The organism is Acinetobacter sp. LipI_23, from assembly GCF_058243045.1.
This window is the reverse complement of sequence record NZ_JBZAYJ010000001.1, coordinates 1,902,024-1,926,705: the sequence shown is the minus strand read 5'-3', so window position 1 is coordinate 1,926,705 and position 24,682 is coordinate 1,902,024. Positions and strand designations below refer to the sequence as shown.

The 24,682-nt window shown below is 40.5% G+C and carries 22 protein-coding genes; 13 read left to right on the top strand and 9 right to left on the bottom strand.

Going from position 1 to position 24,682, the window contains the following annotated elements:
• Positions 1–60: 60 nt before the first annotated feature.
• Both AC4CVD_RS09470 and AC4CVD_RS09465 read right to left on the bottom strand, forming a co-directional pair.
• Positions 61–222 (bottom strand): hypothetical protein, encoded by a 162-nt coding sequence (locus AC4CVD_RS09470; protein WP_212749328.1) that lies wholly within the window; start codon positions 220–222, stop codon positions 61–63.
• A gap of 973 nt (positions 223–1,195) precedes the next feature.
• A complete protein-coding gene (locus AC4CVD_RS09465; protein ID WP_078424976.1) occupies positions 1,196–2,413 on the bottom strand; it encodes a tyrosine-type recombinase/integrase in 1,218 nt (405 codons plus the stop codon).
• 386 nt (positions 2,414–2,799) lie between these two features.
• On the opposite strand from AC4CVD_RS09465, the gene icd reads away from it, so the two are divergent.
• The 3 genes from icd (at position 2,800) to AC4CVD_RS09450 (ending at position 5,412) form a co-directional block, all read left to right on the top strand.
• Positions 2,800–4,053: an NADP-dependent isocitrate dehydrogenase gene (gene icd / locus AC4CVD_RS09460; protein ID WP_005401098.1), complete on the top strand. Its 1,254-nt coding sequence runs from the start codon at positions 2,800–2,802 to the stop codon at positions 4,051–4,053.
• A 283-nt stretch (positions 4,054–4,336) separates the two neighbouring features.
• A complete protein-coding gene (locus AC4CVD_RS09455) occupies positions 4,337–4,510 on the top strand; it encodes a hypothetical protein (protein WP_004696738.1) in 174 nt (57 codons plus the stop codon).
• A gap of 350 nt (positions 4,511–4,860) precedes the next feature.
• Complete coding sequence (locus AC4CVD_RS09450) at positions 4,861–5,412, top strand: M23 family metallopeptidase (RefSeq protein WP_058869762.1); 552 nt, start codon at positions 4,861–4,863, stop codon at positions 5,410–5,412.
• A 204-nt stretch (positions 5,413–5,616) separates the two neighbouring features.
• Here the strand turns inward: AC4CVD_RS09450 and AC4CVD_RS09445 are convergent, their stop codons facing one another.
• Both AC4CVD_RS09445 and AC4CVD_RS09440 read right to left on the bottom strand, forming a co-directional pair.
• Positions 5,617–6,819, bottom strand: coding sequence for a YbfB/YjiJ family MFS transporter (locus AC4CVD_RS09445; RefSeq protein ID WP_490752990.1), 1,203 nt, complete (start codon positions 6,817–6,819; stop codon positions 5,617–5,619).
• Positions 6,820–6,927: 108 nt separating this feature from the next.
• Positions 6,928–7,533 carry a flavin reductase family protein gene (locus tag AC4CVD_RS09440; protein WP_005401102.1) on the bottom strand — a complete coding sequence of 202 codons (606 nt, stop codon included), beginning with the start codon at positions 7,531–7,533 and terminating at the stop codon, positions 6,928–6,930.
• 159 nt (positions 7,534–7,692) lie between these two features.
• Between AC4CVD_RS09440 and AC4CVD_RS09435 the strand changes: the two genes are divergently transcribed.
• The 3 genes from AC4CVD_RS09435 to AC4CVD_RS09425 all read left to right on the top strand — a co-directional run bounded on the left by AC4CVD_RS09435 (position 7,693) and on the right by AC4CVD_RS09425 (position 12,985).
• A complete protein-coding gene (locus AC4CVD_RS09435) occupies positions 7,693–9,081 on the top strand; it encodes an L-cystine transporter (RefSeq protein ID WP_490752988.1) in 1,389 nt (462 codons plus the stop codon).
• Positions 9,082–9,233: 152 nt separating this feature from the next.
• Entirely contained in the window at positions 9,234–10,061 is an 828-nt protein-coding gene (locus AC4CVD_RS09430) for a PhzF family phenazine biosynthesis protein (protein WP_419275594.1), read from the top strand.
• Between the two features lie 146 nt (positions 10,062–10,207).
• Entirely contained in the window at positions 10,208–12,985 is a 2,778-nt protein-coding gene (locus tag AC4CVD_RS09425) for a M16 family metallopeptidase (protein ID WP_490752986.1), read from the top strand.
• 90 nt (positions 12,986–13,075) lie between these two features.
• Here AC4CVD_RS09425 and AC4CVD_RS09420 read toward each other — a convergent pair whose 3' ends face one another.
• The gene (locus AC4CVD_RS09420) at positions 13,076–14,140 is read right to left on the bottom strand and encodes an amidohydrolase family protein (RefSeq protein ID WP_490752984.1); all 1,065 of its coding nucleotides are present in this window, start codon (positions 14,138–14,140) and stop codon (positions 13,076–13,078) included.
• Positions 14,141–14,261: 121 nt separating this feature from the next.
• The gene (locus AC4CVD_RS09415; protein ID WP_004696747.1) at positions 14,262–14,657 is read right to left on the bottom strand and encodes a DUF3144 domain-containing protein; all 396 of its coding nucleotides are present in this window, start codon (positions 14,655–14,657) and stop codon (positions 14,262–14,264) included.
• A gap of 114 nt (positions 14,658–14,771) precedes the next feature.
• On the opposite strand from AC4CVD_RS09415, the gene AC4CVD_RS09410 reads away from it, so the two are divergent.
• On the top strand, positions 14,772–15,404 hold the full coding sequence (locus tag AC4CVD_RS09410) for a hypothetical protein (protein WP_335998161.1): 633 nt from the start codon (positions 14,772–14,774) through the stop codon (positions 15,402–15,404).
• Positions 15,405–15,473: 69 nt separating this feature from the next.
• Here AC4CVD_RS09410 and AC4CVD_RS09405 read toward each other — a convergent pair whose 3' ends face one another.
• Positions 15,474–16,934 (bottom strand): CYTH and CHAD domain-containing protein, encoded by a 1,461-nt coding sequence (locus AC4CVD_RS09405; RefSeq protein ID WP_490752982.1) that lies wholly within the window; start codon positions 16,932–16,934, stop codon positions 15,474–15,476.
• A 399-nt stretch (positions 16,935–17,333) separates the two neighbouring features.
• Complete coding sequence (locus tag AC4CVD_RS09400) at positions 17,334–18,794, bottom strand: CYTH domain-containing protein (protein ID WP_490752980.1); 1,461 nt, start codon at positions 18,792–18,794, stop codon at positions 17,334–17,336.
• A 286-nt stretch (positions 18,795–19,080) separates the two neighbouring features.
• On the opposite strand from AC4CVD_RS09400, the gene AC4CVD_RS09395 reads away from it, so the two are divergent.
• The 5 genes from AC4CVD_RS09395 (at position 19,081) to AC4CVD_RS09375 (ending at position 23,354) form a co-directional block, all read left to right on the top strand.
• A complete protein-coding gene (locus AC4CVD_RS09395; RefSeq protein WP_005401111.1) occupies positions 19,081–19,464 on the top strand; it encodes an Mpo1-like protein in 384 nt (127 codons plus the stop codon).
• 518 nt (positions 19,465–19,982) lie between these two features.
• The gene (thiE, locus tag AC4CVD_RS09390) at positions 19,983–20,603 is read left to right on the top strand and encodes a thiamine phosphate synthase (protein ID WP_078424989.1); all 621 of its coding nucleotides are present in this window, start codon (positions 19,983–19,985) and stop codon (positions 20,601–20,603) included.
• A 42-nt stretch (positions 20,604–20,645) separates the two neighbouring features.
• Positions 20,646–21,944, top strand: coding sequence for a glutamate-1-semialdehyde 2,1-aminomutase (gene hemL / locus AC4CVD_RS09385; protein WP_490752978.1), 1,299 nt, complete (start codon positions 20,646–20,648; stop codon positions 21,942–21,944).
• Between the two features lie 144 nt (positions 21,945–22,088).
• Positions 22,089–22,919, top strand: a complete 831-nt coding sequence (locus AC4CVD_RS09380) for a hypothetical protein (RefSeq protein WP_490752976.1) — start codon at positions 22,089–22,091, stop codon at positions 22,917–22,919.
• A gap of 108 nt (positions 22,920–23,027) precedes the next feature.
• The gene (locus AC4CVD_RS09375) at positions 23,028–23,354 is read left to right on the top strand and encodes a hypothetical protein (protein WP_490752974.1); all 327 of its coding nucleotides are present in this window, start codon (positions 23,028–23,030) and stop codon (positions 23,352–23,354) included.
• Between the two features lie 8 nt (positions 23,355–23,362).
• On the opposite strand, the gene ruvC is transcribed toward AC4CVD_RS09375, so the two are convergent.
• Positions 23,363–23,908, bottom strand: a complete 546-nt coding sequence (gene ruvC, locus AC4CVD_RS09370) for a crossover junction endodeoxyribonuclease RuvC (RefSeq protein WP_004984936.1) — start codon at positions 23,906–23,908, stop codon at positions 23,363–23,365.
• 122 nt (positions 23,909–24,030) lie between these two features.
• Here ruvC and AC4CVD_RS09365 point away from each other — a divergent pair, with 122 nt between their 5' ends.
• A complete protein-coding gene (locus tag AC4CVD_RS09365; RefSeq protein WP_490752973.1) occupies positions 24,031–24,612 on the top strand; it encodes an FxsA family protein in 582 nt (193 codons plus the stop codon).
• Positions 24,613–24,682 lie beyond the last annotated feature (70 nt).

The following is a 24,682-nucleotide window of genomic DNA, read 5'->3' as shown; positions in this document are numbered from 1 at the left end:
AAGGTACATGTCCTAGTTTGTGTGCAGTGTGTGAATTGAGAAAAAGGAGGTAAAACTGATTTATTGAATGACCGCAATCCAGTCAACGTCACACTTTTCACCATTTTTAAAAATTAACTGATTTGAGTATGAATATTTATCGTAAATCAAAATAGCTTCCTCTCCATAAATATATTCATAGCAATATTTAGTTTTAATAATTAGTTTTGCTTGGGTATCCATGTAGATGTTGCTATCGTCTCTTTTAATGTAAACTTTATAGTATTCCGCATTCGCTAAGGTGGAAAATAGTGAGAGTGCGAAAGCCCCAGAGATTAAAAAGCTTTTCATATTTAGAGTTGTGTCCTAATTTTTTAAAGGATTATACATAAATCAATAAATTAGGGCCTAATTTTCTAATAACCTTAGCACCTTTCCACGTTGTTTTAATAAGGAGGAACTGGCAATCCCTCTAGTGTTAAACATTTTTGTTGTCAACCTAAACCTTTCTTTGACACCTTTCACAGCAAGCTGTAGCTTTTCATTTCGTTCTATCGATTCAACATTAGTAAGCAAGGCCAGGTTGTATGCAGCCTTGTTCTCGATACATATTAAAATCACACAGCACTTTTTAAACTAAATTCCTTCTTGAAACAGCTCATTCGAGTGCGATTTCCCATTAATGTATTGGGGTTCAAAGATGGTTTCGAAATGGATTAAACCAAATTGAGACTTGTGCCGAGCTTCTCTAAAACTGGGTTTCTCAGCAACCATCTCTGTCCAGGCATTATATGTGTACTTTCCAAAAATTTTTTCTTTTGCCCATTTGAGAATCATTCCAAAATCAACTGATATCTATTTGATCTTGACGTCATTGGAAAAGATCAAAGGTGAGGGGGAGTTCGGAAATATGTCTTTAGGGAATTCTAATTGATCTGGTTCAGGAAGGTCTAGCAAGAATGCGCGATTCTTTCTGATCGCTTCAAAGTTTGCGCACATGAGAGAAATATTCAGTAATATACAATTTTTTGATCGTTTACACCAAAGCCAGTATAAAACGCACTCCATCTTGAGACCGAGGGAGATATGTTAATTTTTTCTTTTTCGATTAGCTTTCCAAATAACTCCCAATCAATCACTAGAACCGATTTTACTTTCATTACTTATCTAGTGCATTAGGTAGTTAGTTGGGTGTTATATCTGATATTTTCATAATTCATGTGCTCCAGCTATCTACAATATTTGCCCAATCCTGAAGCATCTTTCTACGATCAGTCAAATATTTCGCATGGTTATATGAAGCGCGGGTCTTATTTACTTCGGCATGGGCTAGTTGTGTTTCAATCCAGTCAGTATTATAGCCAAGGCCATTTAATTCAGTTGAGGCTGTAGCCCTAAAGTCATGAGCTGTTACTTGATTTAAGCCAATATATGTAAGCATTTTGTTTAGAGTAGTTCTAGAGATCATGCAGTCTCTTTTTTGCGGGGAAGGGAATACATATTTTTGATCTTTAGTAAAAGCATATTGTTCATTCAAAATATTAAGTAATTGATTGGAAATGGGAACGATATGAACTCGATTTTTCTTCATTGTTCGTTCTTGCTTTAATCGTCTAGAGGCTTTAGGAAATTTGATAATCTTCTCTTCAAAATCTACAAAACTCCATTCCATTTTTCTTATTTCAACAGTCCTGAGCATAGAGTAAAGCATTGCCAAACATGCATTCTTAACGGTTGTAGAACCTCCATAACTATCAATATTTTGTCGTAGTGCATTCTTCTCATGCTTTTCAAGTGGTCGAGCATGTTCTACCTCAGGGGATTCAATGGCCTCCCTTACCGCGTATGTGGGATCGTTATCAGCGCGTAAAGTCACAATTGCATAGCGCATAACTAAACCAATGAATCTACGATTAAGGTTGGCAGCAGACTCACCAGTGCCATGCTTCCCTTGACTTAATACACGTTGAACAGTGTTCTTCATAATGGATAAGATATCTGCAGAGCTAACGTCATTGATTGGCTTATTGCCAATGGCTTTGTAGACATCCTTTTCCATAGAATTATTAAAACGGCCGATATAGTCCTCTGATTTGTACTTCATTCTCTCTTGAACATATTCTTGAGCAATGGCCTTAAATGTATTGTTAACAGCCAATTCTTTTTCAATTCTATCTTTTTTCTTTTCTTCAACAGGGTTCAAGCCTTTAGCAAGTTTAGCTTTAGCCTCGTCTTTAAGCTTACGAGCATCCTGAAGTGATACTGCAGGGTATTCGCCAAAACTAATAGTCCCTTCTTTTCCATGTAAGACAAATTTGAATCGCCAAATTTTTTTACCAGTCGGGCGCACTTCAATATATAAACGTTCAGCATCAAGTATTCGGTAAGATTTTTCTAGTGATTTTAAAGTTCTGACTTTTGCATCTGTGAGCATACGGGTATCTTGTTAATAGAAATATGTTACCCGTTAAGATACCCGTTTTTATTGAGGATTAAAATAGAATAAAAAAGACTAAAATAGAGTGTAAGTTTTGTTTTGTAAAGGTTTTAGTGGTTTTGATTAGATTGTAACGGATTGATACAGACTCATATTATCAGCATTATTCAGGATGACGATTTTCATAGTCAATAACTTCTGTAATTACATAAAATAAGAAATATCAAGATTTATTTAATAGAGAAATGTAGTTATTTCTCGTATAAATCTCAAAAACAGCGGAATTCGATTAAGCTATTATGCGATAAGAAGAGTGGAAAGTATTGTCTATCGGCAATTATTTTTTAAATTTGCCAATTATAATAAAAGGGAGCGCCTGCAAAATGGGTTATCAGAAGATCATCGTTCCTGCGGATGGTAGTAAAATTACCGTAAACGCAGATTTATCCTTAAATGTTCCAAATCAACCGATTATTCCTTTTATTGAAGGCGATGGTATTGGTGTCGACATTACACCAGCTATGAAAACTGTAGTTGATGCTGCAGTACAAAAAGCATATGGTGGTAAACGCTCGATTGAGTGGATGGAAGTCTACTGCGGTGAAAAAGCCAATAAAATTTATGGCTCTTATATGCCAGAAGAAACTTTTGATGCGCTACGCGAGTTTGTGGTTTCAATTAAAGGCCCCTTAACCACACCCGTCGGTGGGGGCATTCGTTCTTTGAACGTGGCGCTACGCCAAGAATTAGATTTGTATGTCTGTGTACGCCCTGTACGTTGGTTTGAAGGGGTACCATCACCTGTTCAGCATCCTGAACTGACCGACATGGTCATTTTTCGTGAAAACTCAGAAGATATTTATGCTGGAATCGAGTGGAAAGCTGACTCTCCTGAAGCGAAGAAAGTGATTAAGTTTCTCAAAGAAGAAATGGGCGTGACTAAAATCCGATTTGAAGATAACTGTGGTATTGGGATTAAGCCCGTATCGAAAGAGGGAACGCAGCGCCTTGTGCGTAAAGCCATTCAATTTGCGATTGATAATGATAAGCCGAGTGTGACCTTGGTTCACAAAGGAAACATCATGAAATATACCGAAGGGGCGTTTAAAGAGTGGGGCTATGAACTTGCGATGGACCGCTTCGGTGGTGAGCTCATTGATGGCGGGCCATGGGTAAAAATTAAAAACCCAAAAAATGGTAAAGACATTATTATTAAAGATGTGATTGCCGATGCATTCTTGCAGCAGATTTTAATGCGTCCTGCGGACTATTCAGTGATTGCAACTTTAAACCTGAATGGTGACTATATTTCTGATGCACTGGCTGCAGAAGTTGGAGGGATTGGTATTGCGCCAGGTGCGAATATTGGTGGGGCGATTTCTGTTTATGAAGCCACGCACGGAACAGCACCAAAATATGCAGGCCAAGATAAAGTCAACCCAGGCTCTATTATTCTTTCTGCTGAAATGATGCTACGGGACATGGGCTGGGTTGAGGCGGCAGATTTGATCATTAAGGGGATTTCAGGGGCAATTGAGGCGAAAACAGTCACTTATGATTTTGAGCGATTAATGCCAAATGCAACCTTATTGCGTTGTTCAGAGTTTGGTGAGGCTATCATTGCAAATATGGAATAAGTTTTAAGCTGAATTGGTAGAAGCCCGCACATACTGCGGGTTTTCTTTTGTTGTGTTGAAAATAGCTCTGGAAATAGGTTTGCAATGTAAAACTAGGTTAAAGGATTTGTGCTTTCAGTGAGTATAGGTAAGGTTAAATAAAAAGGAGAGTTGATTCTTAACCACAATTTATATATGTAATTACAATGAAGTACTTTGATACAGCTTATAGCTTGGGTTTTTAGCTGAGTGATGTATGGTGGTCTTTGTCGAATGTTACGGCAGATGATAAAGGAGTAGTCTCATGGCTAATCAACAAAATCAACAGCAGAACAATCAGCAGCAACGTCAACAACAACCAAATCAACCACAAGAACAACCAGACCAGCAACAACAGCAACAACAACCCAAACCAAATCAAGGTCAGCAAAAACAGCCGAATCAAAACCAACCGAACCCAGATCAGCAACAACGCTAGGCGTATTGCTATTTCATGAACGAATGTTAAAGGCATTTCAAGGAAGAATCGATCAAAGGGAGTTGAACCAAAGGAGGACCCTATGTCGAATAATGTTGTGAAAACATTAAAACAGAAGATCAAAGCACGTTTAAAAAAGATCTCTAAGCATCAGTCTAAGCTGAAAGCCTTAGAGAAAAAACTGAAGAAGCGTAAGTAGTTTTACGTGGTTTATTTGAAGCAAAGCCCTCATTTTATATGAGGGCTTTGCCGTTACATATATAAGATATCTTTCAATATATGAGGCATTTAGTATGAAAAGGTAACTTTATCTTATTTTAATATCTAAAAATTAGCTGAGTAGTTGAATCATGTCTCGTTTAGTTCTGAGTGGAGCTATTTTAAGTACAAGTCTGCTGATGAGTGGATGTCAGCCACCCGCTTCGGGTGAAGCAGCAGGTTTGAGTTATCCATATTTATATTGGCAGTTATATAAGACACCTTTAGAGAAAAACTTAAATGTGCCTGTACAAGGTGTAAGCCATAAGCAGATACAGGACACTTGGGGGGCTGCACGTGGTCAGGGCCGAAAACATCAAGGTATTGATATCTTTGCCAAACGTGGTACGCCTGTCTTAAGCGCCACATCAGGCATTGTCTTGGATGTCGGCCTCAATAGTCTAGGTGGACAAGTAGTATGGGTAATGGGACCAAACTTAAGCCGTCACTACTATGCACATTTAGATGCTTATGCGCCTAATATTCAAACGGGTGATTGGGTTGAAGTGGGAGAGGTATTGGGCTATGTCGGGAACACGGGCAATGCCAAGAATACGCCACCACATTTGCACTATGGAATTTATAGGACTGGGAAAGGAGCTGTGAATCCTTATCCGTATTTAACTTTAAATGCATTGAAATAACCGAGCTTTGATTTACAGCTGTAAAAGTTTGAATGCGTGAATTGTATTGGTTATAGAAGGCACATCAATTGGGTTCTTTTCTTATACTTACACAGTACATTTGTATTATTTAGAGGTAAGTTAAAAATATCACAGGTATTTAACATGGACGGCCCTTTATAACGGAACCTACAATTCTTTTTCGATTTCCTTCTATGTGAAGGATTAAAAGGCCTCTTTTTTAGTTGTTGAATTGGAGCTGGATGTCGTACGGGTAAAGTAAAATAGTTGCAGTGTTCCTAAACCGAGAACTCCCGCAGCAAGCATAAACTGAAAGTGATATGACCAACCCAAATGTTGCAAGGTACTAAAACTTAAACCACCGAGCAGCTGGACCGTTGCAAAGCTGAGTGTTGCCATACTCCACAACTTTTTATAGGCCAAGCCGTAGAGTTGTAAGATGGTGTAGGAAGTGAGAAAAACCACCGCAGGGTTCAGTAGGCCTGTGAGAAATGAGGACATGAGCGTAAATACGGGCGAAAAACTCAGAACCGCAATAAAAACTGCCGCAATATAGACACTGTATAAAATCTTTAAAGCCAGAAAGTTGCCAAATTTACGCGCTAAAGCATAAGCTGTCGCTGCACCCAAAGCGCTGCCTAAGCCATATAAAATCCAGTTAAAATTGATCCAATATAAATTTAGCGTTAACACATGGCTTAAGTAATCAATCCAAAACAAAGAATGGGGAATATACGCAAAGGCGCTGCAGGCATAAACAATGAGTAAGCTATAGTAAATTTTATTCACTGTATAAGTCTGGGGCTGGCTTGTAGGGATACTGTGCAGTTGTTTTTGGAAAGGGTGAACAAGTATCCATAATAACCATGTAATGACAAATGCAAAGCCACAGAGAATGAACCATGCGCTACTGATTGCAATACGGTCTAAATACGGCATAAACAGCGTGGCTGCCAATACACCAATTCCTATTCCGCTAAATCCAATGAGATTAATTTTAAAACGGTGCTGTAACTCACTGCACTGTGCCACAATACTGGGCGATAGAATCATCAGCAAACCACCGCCGATACCTGAAATGATGCGCCACACCAAATACCAGACTTCATTAAAATGCGCAAATGCACAGGCAAACAGGCTGATTGAACCAAAGAGCGCAGCAAAAATGATATAGGTCGGCATTTTTGCATTTTGTGGCAACTTCATCGCCCAGAACGCGCCGATCAGATAACCCAGCAGATTGGCACTACCGAGTAGACTGGCGAAATTGTGTGACCATTCATAGGCTTCGCGAGTGGACGGCAGTAGCGCGGTATAAGAAAAACGTAAGATGCCAATTCCCAAGCACATACTCAGGCAGAGAAAGAGACTCAGTTGTACGGTGCTTGAGAACGTCCTGTTCATCATAATTTGACTATTTGTTTAAAAAACACACTTGAACTATAAGATGAAATTTACAATAAAACAATCGGGTGATGTCCACCTTTAGTCGAGCGGAGTAAAGGCGCAGTCAATTTAATCAGTATCTTTGAGTTGATTGATATCCACTGCATCACCAATGGTATAAAAATGCCCGCCTGCAACATGATGGATACTTTTCCATTCATCTGCGGCTTCATGGTAGTACCAATGGCCATCTCTAAAAACACGATCATCTGCATAAGCGGCAATGACTTTGCCAATAAACAAGTCATGCTGCTGCTGATTATGCGGTTCAGGAATGAGTTCACACAGAATCCATGCACTACAGCCTTCAACCACTGGAATTGGGCTGTGACCAAACTGAAAAAGTTCGACCCCACATTGACGTAACTTTTCAGGAGCATCATATTGACTGATCATGCCCAGTGCGTAGACCATTTTCAGCTGTTTAAGTGTAGGGACTTGCAGCGCAAACAAACCCGATTTTTCAATAATACTGCGGGTTTTTGTCGATTTATCGAGTACCACCGTCACTTTGGCTGGGCTAAACTCTAGAGCGCATGCCCAAGCCGCGGCCATGACATCGGTGCTTTCATCATCTTGACTAGAAACCAGCACGGTTGGGCCGTGGTTGAGTAGCCGATATGCTTTTTCTAAAGGGACGGGCAGAATGTGAGGATTAAGCAAAGATTGATTCATGTAAAAGAACACTTTAACAGCCGTTTAAATGCTTTATACCACATTCTAAAACTGCCAATTCAGTCTAAATTTGTACATTCAGCGTGGAATATGGCGCAAAACAGTAAGCCCGTTTAAATTTTGATTTATAATTATGACAGCATCATTTAGGGAAACAATATGAATATCCCCTTAATCGTCAATGTCATCATTTTTATTGCATTGCTTTTTTTACTGGGCCGAACCCGTAAAACCGATTGGAGTTTAGCGAAGAAAGTACTGGCGGGTCTCTGTCTTGGTATTGTTTTTGGTCTCGCTTTACATGGGTTTTATGGTACGAATTCGCCTGTACTGCAAGAGTCGGTACAGTGGTTTAATTTGGTCGGCAAAGGCTATGTCAAACTACTACAAATGGTGGTGATGCCTTTGGTATTTGTTTCCATTTTAGGCGCTGTGATTAAGCTGCACGATGCGGGTTCATTGGGTAAAATTAGTTTTATCAGTATTGGGACTTTGTTATTTACCACAGCGATTGCTGCATTTGTCGGTGTGGTGGTGACCAATCTGTTCGGCTTAACTGCGGCAGGTTTAGTGCAAGGGGCACAAGAAACAGAACGTTTAAATACGATTCAAACTGACTATGTCGGGCAAGTGGCTGACTTGCAAGTGCCTGATTTATTTCTGTCATTTATTCCGAGCAATCCTTTTGCCGAGCTGACAGGGGCACATCCAACCTCAATTATCAGTGTAGTCATTTTTGCAGTGTTTTTAGGCATTGCAGGCTTGAACCTCATGAAAGCGGATGCTGAGAAAGGGCAAAAACTGTTGTCTGCAATTGACATCTTGCAAGCGTGGGTCATGAAGTTGGTGCGTCTAATTATGATGCTCACGCCTTATGGTGTGTTCGCACTCATGACCAATATTGTGGCCAACTCTAAAATGGCGGACATCTTAAACTTAGGTGGCTTCTTGGTTGCGTCTTATATCGGCTTGGCGATTATGTTTATCGTGCACGCCGTGATTTTGGCGCTCACAGGCGTGAACCCAATTCAGTTCTTTAAAAAGGTTTGGCCTGTGCTGACCTTTGCGTTTACTAGCCGTTCAAGTGCTGCGAGTATTCCTTTAAATATTGAAGCGCAAACACGACGTCTGGGTGTACCTGAGTCGATTGCCAGCTTTTCAGCATCATTTGGTACGACCATTGGGCAAAACGGCTGTGCGGGGCTGTATCCTGCGATGTTGGCTGTTATGGTTGCACCGACAGTTGGCATTAATCCACTCGATCCACTTTGGATTTTGACTTTGGTTTGTGTCGTGACCTTGAGCTCGATTGGGGTGGCAGGTGTAGGTGGTGGTGCAACATTTGCAGCGCTGATTGTCCTGCCAATGTTGGGCTTGCCTGTGACTTTGGTTGCACTGCTCATTTCAATTGAGCCTTTAATTGATATGGGTCGCACAGCTTTGAATGTGAATGGTTCGATGACCGCAGGTGTCGTGACCAGTCAAGTCTTAGGTCAAACAGATAAGCGCATTTTTGAGCAAGACAATGTGGACTTAAAAGAAGTCTAAGCTGAGAAATATATAGCTTATGAACTGAAAAGAAGCCTATCTTCATGATTAGGCTTCTTTTTATTGGGCGTGTATCCATAAATGACGAAAAACTGTATCTACTTTTTTGCGCAGTTTTTTGCAAAATAAAGCTTCAATTTAGGAGAAAAACGATGAAAATGTATCAAGTCGATGCCTTTACAACTGAATTATTCAAAGGTAATCCTGCAGCTGTGATTGTGCGTGATGAATGGTTAGCAGTAGATTTGATGCAGAATATTGCCCTGGAAAACAATTTGGCAGAAACGGCTTTTGTGAAAGTGATTGATGCTGAAAACTTTGAAATTCGCTGGTTCACTCCTCAGGTTGAAGTAGACTTTTGTGGGCACGCGACTTTAGCCAGTAGTTTCGTCCTGTTTCGCGATTATACCGATGCTAAACGTATCCAGTTTCATGTAAAAGACTTGGGTATTTTTATCATTGATCAAGATGCTGACGGCAAGATTCATATGAATTTTCCAATTCGTGCACCGCAAAAGTTAGAAGACTATCCTGCGGAAATTCATGAGTTGGTCGATTGTGAAATTAAAGAAGTCTATTTAAACCCACAGGCTTATATTTTAGTCTGTGAGTCTGAGCAGGCCGTTAAGGATGCCAAACCGAACTTGGATAAAATTCGTCAAATGGCAGAAAAGCACAAAGTCAGTACTGCTATTACCGCTGAAAACTTGGATGTTACCCTGACTTCAACGTCGCAAGACTATGACTATATCGCGCGTTATTTCGCACCGCATAAAGGCATCAATGAAGACCCTGTGACAGGCTCCATGCATACAGGTCTTGCGCCCTTGTGGGCGGAGAAGTTGGGTAAAACCTCATTGATTGCCTATCAGGCATCGAGCCGTGGAGGATTGCTTTACTGCGATCTTCAGTCTGAAACACGGATCCAAATCTCAGGCTATGCCAAGTTATATATGACGGCTGAACTTTACTTAGATTAAGTTGTAATTCTCTTAAATTAAAACTACTGGTGAAAAATAAGCATTGATTAAAATGCTATTTTTCACCAAATTACTATAAAAATAATTTCACTTTCCTCTATGATGTTGAGAATCATTCATATTTTGTCGAATTATTTGGAAAAATAATGTTAATGCGTTTTAAAACATTGAGTTTGTCGGTATTGCTACTTGGCTTTGGGGGCACAGTATGGGCACAACCCGTATTGGTAAAATCGGAACAGAAAATTGAAGAATATAAATTAGATAACGGTTTACGTATTATTCTTGCGCCAAACGATAAAGAAAATAAAGTGTATATGAATATGGTCTATTTGACTGGTTCATTGAACGATCCCAAAGGTAAGGGCGGTTTGGCGCACCTACTGGAACATTTAGCGTTCAAGGGAACTAAAAATGTTCCAGGGGACGAGTTTCAGCGCCGCTTAGATCAGTACGGTTTAATGAATAATGCCAGCACGGACTATTATTCAACCAAATATATTAATGTGGTTCGTCCTGAACAAAATGCGATTAATGAGCTGATTCATCTTGAAGCTGAGCGTATGGACGGCTTGGTGCTCCAAGAAAAATATGTACTGTCTGAAATCGCGATTGTAAAACGCGAGCGTGAAGTCCGTATGGATCAGCCTTTTTCGGTACTCATGGATCAGATGTGGAAGTCTGCTTATGGTAATCAATATTTAGGGCGTTTACCGATTGGTGATCTAAATGAGTTACAGTCAATCAAAATGGCTGAACTGAATAAGTTTTATCGTGACTGGTATGCACCGAATAATGCGGTATTTGTTATTTCAGGTAAGTTTGACCAAGCAGCTGTACTGAAGCAGATTGATGAAAAGTTTAGTGCGATTAAAGCGCGCGCTGTGCCTGCGAAAGTTAAAGTGCCTGTCTTAGATGCCAGTAAGATTAAAGAACGCCAGTTTGTGGTGAAAAAAGGCAGTAACTTAGCCAAATATAATATTTACCTGAATGGTAAAAACGAGAACATTAAGACCGCGTTGGCGGTGTCACCGTATTTATATACCATGCAACCCAGTGGACATTTGTACCAAAGCATCGTAGAAACCGGAACGGCGACAGCAGTTCAGTCGACCACATGGTTAGACCAAGATTTCAATATGGTGTTTATGGGTGCAGTTTATGCACCCAACCATGATGTGAAAAAAGTCGAGTCGGCTTTGGTTACTGGGGTAGAAAAAACACCAAGCTTCAACGAGGTTGAGCTCAACCGTGTGAAGAGCATGATTAAAAATGCTCAAGAAAGCATGTTCAGCAGTGCAACAGCAGTCGGTGGCATGCTCAGTGACTATGTGGTTTCTGCCAATGGTGATTGGACACAATACTTTAAAGATCAGCAACAGTTACAACAGCTCAGCGTTACTGATGTGAACCAACGTTTAGATGACTTTTTAGTGCCTGAGCATCGTATTTCAGGCACTATTTTACCAACCCCAGAAGATCAGAAAAAAGCACTTGAACAAGCGGCAGCAGCGACCCCAGCAAAAACTTTAGACCAACAAGCAGTGGCTGAAGAACCATTGAAAGATGTCAGTGCGTATAAGGCAGAAGTGGCTGGATATGTAAAAAGCTCAAAGCAGTATTTAGAAAGTGCTGAAAAACAAATTCAGCGTGGTAAGTTAAAAAATGGCATGCAATATGCGCTGTACCCAAGTACCACGCGTGATGATAAGACTTATGCCACCATTTCGATTGATTTCGGTACTGCAGAAAGTTTGTTTAATAAAGCAGAGTTATTAGATTTAACTTCTTATTTACTGCTCAGAGCTTCAACTCAATATAGTTTGCAAGATATTGCCGATCACTCGATCGATGCGGGCGGTGGAGCAAGTGCCTCAAGTAATGGCAATGGGATTAATATTTCAATCGTGGCGAAGAAAGAAAAATTTGATGAATTTTTTAACTTCGTGATTGATGTCCTTAAAAATCCAACCTTTGAACAAAGCCAGTTTGATTTGATTAAGTCACAAAGCTTAGCAAGTCTAGATCGACCGTATACTGAACCTGAAACTGTAGCGGCTTTAACCATTGCTCGTTTACTTGAAACTTATCCAATTGGGGATATTCGACATCACTTCGAGCCTGAATATGTCAAGAAGCAGTATCAGGCCGCAACACAAGCTCAGGTTAAACAGTTGTATCAGCAGTTTTTTGCGATGAATCATGCACAAATTTCGGTAACGGGCGTGATTGATACGAAAAAGATGAAAAAGACTTTAAATCAGGCTTTTGCGAACTGGAATTCGGCAGCGCCTTATCAGCGGATTACTTCTGACTTTACTGCATATAAAGCGCAGCGTGTACATGCACTGTCAGAGCAGCGTGAGTTTGGTAGCTATCAGAGTATTATGACGTTCCCTGTGGGCACATACCACCCAGATGCACCTGCTTTACAGGTACTCGAGCACATTTTAGGTGAGTCGCAGTTATCTTCTCGTTTGGCACAAGAGCTGCGTGAAAAGAATGCCTTGGTCTATGGTTTCGGCAGCAGCATTTCGTTGGATGACTGGACGGAGTCAGGAGCGCTGACGATTGATGCAAACTATAGCGCAGGCAAATCGGCTCAAGTGTCTCAGGCGGTCTATAAAGTGTTGAATGAGTTACTGGCAAAAGGCGTTACTGAACAGGAAGTGGAAGCTGCCAAGGCTGATATTTTGAAAAAGCGTGTGACTGCACTTGAAGATAGTCGCAATATCCATCGTATGTTAATTCCTCAAATGAAGCGTAATCGTACTTTACTGGATCGTGAACAACGTGATTTAGCATTGGCAAAAATTAGTAAAGCCGATGTTGATGCGGTGATTCAGAAGTATATTAAGCTGGATCAGTTGGTTGAAGTGATGGCTGACCAATATGGCAAAGCGCAACCAGCGCTGAAAAAGTAAAGATTTCAGTTTTCATTTAAAAAGAACCCCTCAAAATTGAGGGGTTCTTTTTGTTATAGCTTTTAGAAATTAGTTTTCTTATTTTTTCAATTAAAGCCGATAAAACTGTTTGGCATTGTGATGGAATACGCGTTTTAAAGCATCAGGGTCATAGGCTGCGACGACATCGCTAAAGGCATCGATAATATTCACCAACGATGTACTGACCGAATCCATCGGAAAGTTAGAGGCAAACATCACCCGATAGGTGCCAAAACAGGCGAGGGCATGTGTAATCATGGGATGTGCAAAGTCAAAGACTTCTTGTTTGGAAGCCAGTCGGCCTTCTTTATGAAAACGATGTCCTAATACAGGCATGAAAAGCCCTGACATTTTGGTATAGACATTCGGATAGCTTGCAAGTTCAGCTAAGTCATCTTTCCAACGGAAGAAAATATTTTCCCGTGCCGTCTGCGTCATGCCTGTATTTGCACCAATTGGACCAAATAAACCTGCGGGTGTACCCAAATGGTCTAGCACAATGGAAGTTTCAGGGAACTGCTTGGCCAGATAAATCACATCTTCAAGCTGTGTGGAATAAACCCAAGCATCAAAACTCAAGTTGTATTGGGACAGCACTTCGAAGCCTTTGAGAAATTTTTTATTGCGATATAAGTGTGGCTCATCTGTCCACGCATGGATTGCTTTGTCTTCATGAAAAGACGCCATTTTACGTATACCACGAAAGTGTGGTGAAGCTTTATGGTGTAATTTTAGGATCTTTTTAAAGTTACGATCACGTGGGTCAGCTGTTGCGACAATGCCACCCAATTTGACCGTATCGGCCCCAAAAGCTAAAGACTCGATAAACTGAGTTTCCTCAACCACACCTTTGCCTTTGCTGTGATGCCAACTGGCTTCAACATGTACCACTTGTTCTATTGTGTATGGGCCAGTATCGTGTTTATAGTCTTGGGGCAAATAAGGACGTGTGATATGACGGGTTAGGCCTAGGGTTTCAATCAGATCTTTAGGTTTCACCAAACGAACCATTTTGTCCAAAAGCTTAGGATGCTTACCCAATAATTTGACTGCCAAAGCCGCTGCATGTGGCGTGTTATAGGGGTCCCACTGATGGATGTATGGATCGATGAGTGCAAAGTCCAAATGCTGCATGTTCTTCCCTAAGTCATATTCCTTAGCGATTACCTTACTGTAAATTGAGGTGTTGCAACATTGTATTTCGTTTCAAATACGACGAAATGAAAAAAGCCTGCACGAGGCAGGCTTGGATTGATCAGTGATCGTGTTTGTGGTCATGCTTGTTGGCATGAAATTCTTCGTTATGACGGAAACGAAGGTAGTTCTCAAACTGTTCACAATATTCGTCATAGTTGTCTTCAAGCATCATTTGGAACTGCTGCAAAATATAAGACATCACTTGTTCTTTGGCATCACGCATTTCATCGCCATCTTTAAAGTTGTTGGCTGCCACCCATGTGTTAAAACGGGCTGTACCAAACAACATCGCAGCACTCACTTGGCCACGTATTTCAGCAGGTTTCACTTGTGAACCTTTTTCAGTGCGACAAAAATCGTTGGCTTGCTTAATAAATTCATCTGCACGTTCAAAAAAAGCAGCATTCAACGCTTCTTCTTCGGTTACATCTGTTGCTTCAATCTTCTGAACCATGAACTTGTCCTAAAATACATAAATAACTCAGACTGCATTATAGGCAAAGCCTTGCAGAAACTAAACCTTTGCCTTAATCTAAAAATAGCCTAAGCAATAAAATAGAGAATATCCATGCAAGATGCGATTGCGGTACAAAGTTTAAAAAGTGATATTGCCTTATTGCGTCAAAACATTTGGCCACCACAAAATTTAGCCAATGTTGAAGGCTTACCAATCTATTACGGCACGAAAGCGGAAGTCGAGGACTACTATCTTCAGTGGACGGGTTTGATTGAGCGGGCACAAGACTTGTTCCAACCTTTTATGGAAGATGAAGTGTTGGATGCAATTCATTTACCTAGTCATTTGAACTTACCGCTGTTTTATTTTCACGTCGATCGTATTCGGATTAATAAGACCCGCGCCAAAGAGTCTAAAAGTTTTCGCGGCATTGCGAGCTTAATTGAAAAATGCGGACAATTTGAACCAGAGCAAGTCCAAGCCATGCGTGCTTGGTTAGACAGCGATGATAATGCCGCCTTGGTTGCGCATAGGGAATTTATTGACCTCAGAACCTATGTGTTTCAGCATGGGCAGAGTGAATATACCCGTACCCGATTTTATGTAAATGGTATTGTGTTAAGTACCGAAGCACATTTTGAGTTGGTCGATGCTCGAGACAAACCACGTAAACAGCGCAGTGATAGCTATAACGACCCCTTAGCAGATAACAATATGTGGAAAGTGTATGGAAAGTATCGTTAACTTAGGTATAGACAGGAAATTCACTTATAGAAGAACTTTTCACTGTTGGTGGATATTTTGGTTTAAAGGTTATTTCAGCTTTTGGGTTTGACTGAACAACATCAGTTGTTGTTCAACCAATTTCAGCATTCTATTTTTTTCCGCAGCGATCCAGCCTGCGGCAAAACTATAAGCGGCTTCTGGTTCAGGGGCTTGTTGAAATAAGGCGTCTGCAACCACCAAATCATTATAGTGCCCTAAGCTTTCCTGAACTGCTTTGAGTTTTTTTAAATAGGTTTTTAATGCTTTTGCATCGAGTAAAGACGCCACAAACTCAATGCTATAACGCAGTTGTTTGACTTGCTTACGAACGCGGTGTTTTTCCTCATCTTCAAGCTGGCTAAAGTGCTCGGCATGTGCGCATATTTTATGGTGTAAAGCTTGTATCACTTTGAGTGCATGTTTTTTCAGTTTGCTTTTTGAAGGCGAATCTAGTTCTTGCTCTGTAAATAAAATTAATTCAAGCCAAAGTTGAGTCGTTTCTGGTCGTTGGAATAGAGCGCAGACATCAGTGATGGCTTCTGTACTTGGAGCAAGATGGTCTAATGGATAACCTGCCTCAATTAGCTGAGGAAGTAAATCCTCGTTCAGCGCATCGATATCACGTGTTCCACTTAAGGCTTGAAAAATAGTGGTGAGTTCCGTTTTCCAGTGCGGTTGCGTAGCCTCCGACCATGCAGCAAAACTTTTTAGTGCACTACGTAATCGGCGGATTGCCACGCGTGCTTGGTGCACATGCTCACTGGAGTACTGCTGTCGAGCAATTGAACTGGCATTCGGAAGTAAGTGCTGTAAGCAATTGGCCACTATGCTTTGTAGCGCTTCAGCTTCACTTGAGGTTCTGTTCAGTACAAGAGCTGTTTGATACTGCGCAGGAAAGTAGGTCTGTTGGTGAACCACTTGAAGACCATAGTCTGACTTGCTATGTATGTCGAGAGTCAGTTGGTATTTTTGAACCCAAGGTCGTATAAATGCGATCAAATCCTCTGTTGATCCTTGTTTTAATTCAAATTCGATCTCGAAAATATCAACACTGTTTTGTTCTTTAAAAATTTTGCCAATATCGAGAGCAATTTCAACTGTACTGCTTCCAACATCCTGCAAAACGCGTAAACGTTGGATGTTGGTTTCAAAGAGCAATTCAAGGGTTGGAAGTGGAAGCCCCAAAGCGCGTTTTAATTTTTTGTAGATAGCGGAATAATCTTTATAGTTATCTAAGTCGAGTGTAGTCGTTTCAGGTAGTGAAATATCAAATTCAAGTTCAAAGCGACTCAATGCTTTTGCGCTGTTCACTGCTTTGAAGGTTTGTTTCCATGCATCATTTTCCAGACGCCGTCGAATCTCGATGCAATGCTTAGCAAGCGTTTGATCGACTGTATCAAAGTATTGGGCTGCCAAATGAATCGGCTCAGCCTTGAGCAGTGTAAAGGCTTTTTGCAAGGCCTTACGCTTCTTAACTGGAACTTGAAACTTAAATTCAATCTCTTGCATAGCCCTGACTCATGACAATCTACGTTTTACTATATGCTAAATTGAGCAAAAAAAGACCAGTTTTGAATAGGTATAAGCTAAAAGAGCAGAAATAGTGGGCTAGATGTCACTTTTAAAATAAGATCGTGGTTGAGAAACATGCAGGGTTAATAAGTATGGATTGTCGCCGTGAAGTGACTATAACTCGACGTTAAGTAGGGGTGCATAGCTATATCTTCTTAAAGAATAAAAATGAATATAAAGCCTGTATTGTTCTGATAATGTTTTTTTATCACAGATAAATTGGTGACATCCATGCCACCAACCACGATTGTCTATCGTGGTTTTGGGGCTTATCAAGCCTCATGGAGAGTCGATAGCAGTCATGTATTTAACATGACTGCTATGGGATACAGAGCGTTATTTTAAGAATTTACGGCTAACTAAGAACTGTTCTGTCGCTTCTAAAAGTTTATCGGCATAAACTTCAAGCTTTGCCGTGAGCCAACCCAAAACAAACCAATCACTGGCTTCAAGTTCGGTCTGTTGAATGTATGTAGCTGAAGTCGCCAAGATTTGATATTCATGTGCGGCTTGTTGGGCATCATTTAACGCTTTACTGTATTTCTGCAAATTTTTCACATCATAAATGGATGTTAAAATAGGAAAGCTAAACTTCAATTCCTTAATTTTCTGCGCCACAACATCTAAGCTTTCAAAGTGGCTAATATCTGCAGTATTTAAGCTTTCTTGTAGCTGTCGATATTGGTTTTGCAGGGTGTTGTGTGCATAGGTTTTTAAATCCTGCTTTTGCACCTGATCATGTGAACTTAAACTAAAGGTCAATAATTCAAGATAATGATGTACGTTTTGGGTCGATTTAACTAAATTTCCAAGCTTTTCTTGAGCATATAAAATGTCTTTGGCAAGATTTTCAGTAGTGGTTGGGTTTTGAAGAAAAGCACCTAGGGTACTTTGCATATGCTGCAAATGTTGTAAATGATCAAACTGATGCTTAAATGCAGCAAGTTGCATCGCCCATTTATCAGAAATATTACTATTCCAGTCTTTAAACAAAGCTAAGGTCAGTTGTAAGTGCTCTAAAGCGGTTTGAGCCTGATCAATATGGCTTTGCTCAGCAACACCTGCTGAAATTGCAGCAATATTCGGCAGTAAATGCTGCATTTGCTGACCAATCAACAAACTCAGGTTATGTGCTGCACTTTCTTTTTTCGATAAGACAAACTCTTTTTCAAAACGTGCTGGACTTACGGTTTGCTCAAGTGCCAGTAGATTACCCATTTCGGCTTTGCTGCGGACATCTAACCACAGTTGATACTTCTTCACCCATTCAAAACTAAAAGCCAAAAGCGACTGAACAGAGCCTGATTTGAGTTCAAACTCTACCTCATGGATGGTCTGTTCTCGACCAGATGCACGAACCACACCAACATCTAAACAGACTTCAATTTCAGCGTCTTCAAACTTAATGACGCGATAGGTACGTTGGATGTCCGTTTCAAAGGTGAGCTTTAACGCAGCTGCATCTGAGCCTAAAGCTTGGGTTAAAATTTGCTGAGCCTCTGGAATAGTTGCATAAATGCTTAAGTCCAGTTCAGGAGATGACTCTAACTCACCCAAATGATGATTATGTTCAAAACGGTGTAAATGACTTTTACCTGCGGCTTTGAGTGTTTGAATCCAGCAAGTACCTTCAAGACGCTGACGCAAAGCAGCGCCGTGTTGGGCCAAGAGGCGATCAGGCGTGTCAAAATACTTGGCTTGAAGTTGAATCGTTTCAGATTTTTTAGGATCTAAAGCTTTAAGAAGGGCGGTACGTCGTGCTTCGCTAATCTGAAATTTTAATTCAATTTCAACCATGAAAAATTCCTAATTTGAGGGGCTAGGTCAGTGCCAAGCCTTTATGTATTTAGATGCATGATCTGTAGTTTGTTTTTATGTGCGCTAAAGGCACAACAATGGACCACTGGATTGTAGCGAAAAAGAGACAGTATGTAAGACTTGACGACACAATAAAACAAAGTTGCAGTGCGAGATTGATCAAAAAACAATTCTGTTTTTAGTGGACGCGCGCCCAGAGGCGATTGCACTTTGCAGATTGCATATTTTCAGTTATGTTGATAGAAAAACATCAGGATGATGACAGATGAATGCTCAGGTTGAACCGAAACAGGAACACGACGCTGAACCTAATTTTCAATTGCCGATTAAGGACTATCACCAGTTTTATCGTTTTTATCTAACAGAGCACCGCAACATCATGAGTCGTCGGCTACACGTCGCGGGTAGTTCAATTGGACTGTACTTTTTCTCTAAAGCCATACTTAAACGCAAGCCGCGTTATTTTATATACGGCTTAGTCTCTGGCTATGCCTGTGCGTGGGTAGGTCATTTTGTTTTTGAAAAAAATAAGCCAGCTAGTTTTAAACAGCCTTTGTATAGTTTTATTTCTGACTGGCGCATGTTTTCCGATGTTTTACGTGGAAATTTAAGCTTACAAGATCGTGCTTTGGATAAAATTCCAAGTTAGTGAAGCACTTTGTGACTTCATCATGAAAGTTTTATGAAAAGCTTGAAATTAACAGTTGCAAAGTATGAATTAATGTTCTAATAATGAGGTAGTTGATTATATTTTCATCAAATAATATATAAGTACTTTGAACTTTAAAGTGCTTTTAGTTTTCCAAGCCTAGAGCGACCTTCTCTAGGCTTTTTTTATATGGACGTTAATTAAAATATGCGGCTTTTTAGCTTTTATGATGTTATTTCAACATCACTGGTTTAAAAAGCTAAAAAGCCGTATCAGATCGCTGTGTGTCTCTTATTCTTGTTATAAAGTTGTTATTTTTATTTTATTCTTGTTGCTTTCTGTATCCATTAAACTGCGAAAGCGGTGGGGCGACTATCACTGAAAATAGGTATTTTTATATAGCCTGAACTTGGCCGCGGGATTTTTGTGCAAAGCAAAGTATTTTCGGTCCCAATTCATTAAAGAATTAGTCACCATTAGCTTTATAATAGAATGACATAACCCAAAGGTAGAGTTAAATGCGCGGTTTATATTTAATTACAAATGATGATCCTTTAGAGCTACTTTTGGCTAAGCTAGAAGGTGCAATGGCAACACGTGAAGTTGCCATTTTGCAGTATCGCCGAAAAAAAGTACCCAAAGAAGAACAGGCTTACGAAGTTGAGTATATGAAAGCGATGTGCGCTGAGTATCGTGTTCCTTTTGTGATCAATGATGACTTAGAAATGGCCGTTAAATACGGCGTTGGTGTGCATTTAGGGCAAGGTGATGGCGAAGTTGCCGAAGCTGTCGCACGCCTGCCAAAAGATACGGTGATTGGTCGTACGTGTTTGAACTCGATTGAGCTGGCTGAAAAGGCGATTACTGAAGGTGCAACTTACGTCGCTTTTGGTGCAATTTATGCAACTGAGACCAAACCAGAAGCTGGCAATATTGGCTTGCAGACTTTAAAAGAAGCCAAAGCCAAATTGGATGTGCCTATTTGTGCGATTGGTGGCTTAACAGTTGAAAATTCAGGTGAAGTGATCGAAGCTGGTGCCGACCTTTGCGCAGTGATTAGTGATATATTAGGGCTATCAATGTCTGCGATTCCTGATCGTATAGAACAGTGGGCTGATTTATTTGCATCTAAAGCTTAAGCGTTTTTAGATGTTTTTTTATTTTTTGAGTTGAGTAACTTCATGAGCTTATCTCCAAAGCAAGAACAATTGTTTAAACAAGCAAGCAAACATATTCCGGGTGGTGTGAACTCACCTGTACGTGCATTTAATAGCGTAGGCGGAACGCCTGTCTTTATTGAAAAGGCGCAAGGTGCATACTTGTACGATGTGGATGGTAAGCGCTATGTAGACTATGTGGGCTCATGGGGACCAATGATTTTAGGTCATGCTCATCCTGAAATTATTAAAGCAGTTCAGAATGCTGCAGTGGATGGTTTAAGTTTCGGTGCGCCTACCGTACATGAAACGACTTTAGCCGACATTATTTGCGAAATTATGCCGTCAATTGAGCTGGTTCGTATGACCAACTCAGGTACTGAAGCTACCATGACAGCTATTCGTCTTGCGCGTGGTTATACAGGTCGTGACAAGATTGTAAAATTTGAAGGCTGTTACCACGGTCACTCAGATTCACTGTTGGTCAAGGCAGGCTCTGGTTTGTTAACCAGCGGCGAAGGCGAAGCAACTTCAGCAGGTGTTCCTGCCGGCTTTGCCAAACACACACTGACTCTTCCATATAACGATATAGCCACTTTAAAAGAGTGCTTTGCTAAGTTTGGTTCAGAGATTGCAGGCGTGATTGTGGAGCCTGTGGCAGGGAACATGAACCTAGTCAAACCAATCGACGGCTTCTTACAAGCGATTCGTGACGTATGTGATGAACATGGTTCTGTTTTTATCATAGATGAAGTGATGACTGGTTTCCGTGTTGGATTGGGTGGTGCACAAGCTCACTATGGCGTGACTCCAGATTTAACCACCTTGGGTAAAATTATTGGTGCAGGCTTACCCGTGGGTGCTTTTGGTGGGAAACGAGAAGTGATGGAGTGTATTGCGCCACTGGGTAAAGTTTACCAAGCTGGAACACTGTCGGGGAATCCACTTGCAATGCGTGCAGGGATTGAGATGTTTAAACACCTGCGCCAAGATGGTTTCTATGAAAAATTGACAGCGCAGCTAGAAAAACTTCTTGTAGGTTTACAAGCCGCAGCTGATGAAGCGGGTATTGCTTTTAAAACACAACAAGTAGGCGGTATGTTTGGTTTGTACTTTACAGATCAAGAAGACATTACCAGCTTCGACTCGATGCTGAAGTGTGATATCGATGCATTCCGTAAGTTCTTCCACGGTATGTTAGACCGTGGTGTGAACCTTGCACCCTCCGCATTTGAAGCTGGCTTTATTTCAGCTGCTCACTCTGATGAAGATATAGAATTTACGCTGCAAGCAGCGAAAGAAGTTTTTGCAAGCATGAAGTAAGTATTTGTCCTTGCTAAAAAGCCCATCTCATTTGATGGGCTTTTTATATGATGGGTATTTTGAATAAAAAAATACTATATCTCAAATACTTTGTGTTAATTTTAGGAGTACATGAAAAAAATGAATAATTAAATAAGATGACTTATGATTTTAGATTTTCTTAGAAAGCCGATTCAGCTAAAACATTTTTTGATCTTTATACTATTGTCACCAATCATTATCGTCATTTTGAGCGTTATTGTTAGCGTATTAGAACCAAGTGATATACCGAGCTTAAAAGAAAAACCTTATGAGTGCGGAAGTTTTGGCGATCAGAAAATGCGTATAGATCGACGATATTTATTTTTTGCAAGAGTTGAATATCAAGATGTCAGTTACTGGGAGAAAGGCTATAGAGAGCTGCATAATACCAAAGATTGTAAGGATCAAATCGGTAACGCCACATTTCTTGTGAAATGGCCAGAAATGCATCCTTCAGAAGGTTTTAGGCTTTCCTCAAATCAACACAGTGACATCGCTTTCACTCTATTACAACGTGGTACTTGGAAGGATGAGTGGGGAGACGACAAAACGTTTTTTGATTATACGCCTTCATTGAAATTTTATTTAAGTAAACGAATGGGTGCTCGAAAAGATATGAGCATAAGTGAGATTAATTCAGAGAAGAAATTTAATTCAAGTTTGTCACTTTATGAAATAGATTTGGGGGAGCAAGATAATATTTCTAAAAAAATTTACTGGAAAGAAGAAAACGGGAAAGGCATTGGTGTAGTCATTGCGTGTGCTTCATATCCAAGTGGTGCTACGGCGTGTGAATTAAATAGTCATGTACCAAATTATGGTTTTAATACTAGTAATTTGGATATAGATTTCCATGCGGAGCTTCTGCCACATTGGGAAAAAATTCAGCGTGATTCTTTAAAATTATTTAATTCTTTTCAGATAGAAGAAAATAAAGTAAATGCTTCCAAGTAAGAATATTGAAGTAGCATAAGAACTATTGAGTAGTAAGAAAATGCGATATAACGCAATCAAGCCTAAAATTTAAAGACTTCGAATAATGGTAAAAGTGGGGGAGGAAGAATGGATAAATACTTACTGGTGGCCTTGGTGGTTGGTGCATGCATACTGTTGGTGATTTATACCCAACTTGCACCATCAGGTGGACAGAAAAATTTTAAACAAATCGTACAGCAGGCATTTGGTCGTTATAAAGTGATCGAAAAAAACTACACTATTATGATTTGTGAGATCAACCATCGCAATGAGCCAGAAGAATTGGTCTTTATCCGTATCGATCCTGCTCAAAAGAAAAATTTACGCATTTCGGGAAGAATGCTGATAGCAACTTATCCCAAAGCACCGTCAGTATGTGAAATGCGTAAAGACTTTAAAAACCATCTCACTTAACACTTAGCTTAGCGTCGACGAGAGCTACTACGGCTGCGTCCGCGCGCCATACCGCCGAGAGCATTGAGTACAGCAAGCTTGGTCATACTGCCTGAAGCATGTGCATGACAAATAGCAGCAGCGAGAGCATCGGCGGCATCTTGCTGTGGTTTGATGCTCAGGTTTAGGAGTCTCATCACCATCATTTGTACTTGTTCTTTGTCCGCAGCGCCATAACCGACCACCGACTGTTTAATCTGGCGTGCGGTGTATTCTGCAACTTGTAGGTCAAGGTTTACCAGTGCAGCAATAGCAGCCCCGCGTGCTTGCCCTAGCTTCAGTGCGGAGTCAGGGTTTTGTGCCATAAATACTTGCTCAACTGCGGCTTCGGTTGGGCCATGAAATTTTACAATACGATCAATCCCTGCAAAAATACGTTTTAGCCGTTCAGGCATATCAGCAGCTTCGGTACGAATGGTGCCAGCATCGACAAAAATTAGTTTTTGACCTTCTTTTTGAATAATACCGTAGCCTGTGAGGCGAGAACCGGGGTCAATACCAATAATTAATGACATGCTTGCCCTTTAAAAAAAATAATATGCCCATATTGTTACATAAGCGTATCAAAAAAGCTTGATGTAGATTGAGCACTTGATTCTTGCACCTTATTCATTTTGTTGAGATTAGATTAATTTTCATGAAATTATTTCTTTTTATATTAGCTGGTGTCATTCTCGAAGTCTTCGTATGGATTGGCGTGGGCGACCTCGTTGGTAGCATGTGGTACGTGTTCTTCTGGTTTATTGCCGCTTTCTTTATTGGTATGAGCCTGATTCGTAAGTATTCAGCAGGTTTAATGCCACAAATGCAGCAAATGCAAGCGGGCCAGATGGGTGCAGATCCTGCATTAACAAACAATCTGCCAAAAATCATTGCGGGTTTTCTTTTATTGATTCCTGGCTTGGTGACAGACGTGGTTGCCGTGTTATTGCTTATTCCTGCGGTACAAAAAGCCATGACGGGCGCGCTGATGAACGTGATGATGAAACGTCAGCAAGCGATGATGGAAAAAATGATGGGTGGCATGATGGGGGATATGAATGGCATGGGCGGTGGTACCCAAGGTCAAAACCCATTTGCAGATATCATGCGTCAGATGCAAGAAATGCAGCAACAGCAGGGCAGTTCAGCTTATCGTGACTCGAGTATTATTGATGGCGAAGCACGAGAAGTTACGCCAGAGGCGAAAAAAATTGAAATGAAAGATGTGAATAAATAATTTCATACCTAATTTTAAAGCCGAGTTCTAATTCGGCTTTTTTATCTTTATGAAAATGTTTTAAGTGCTT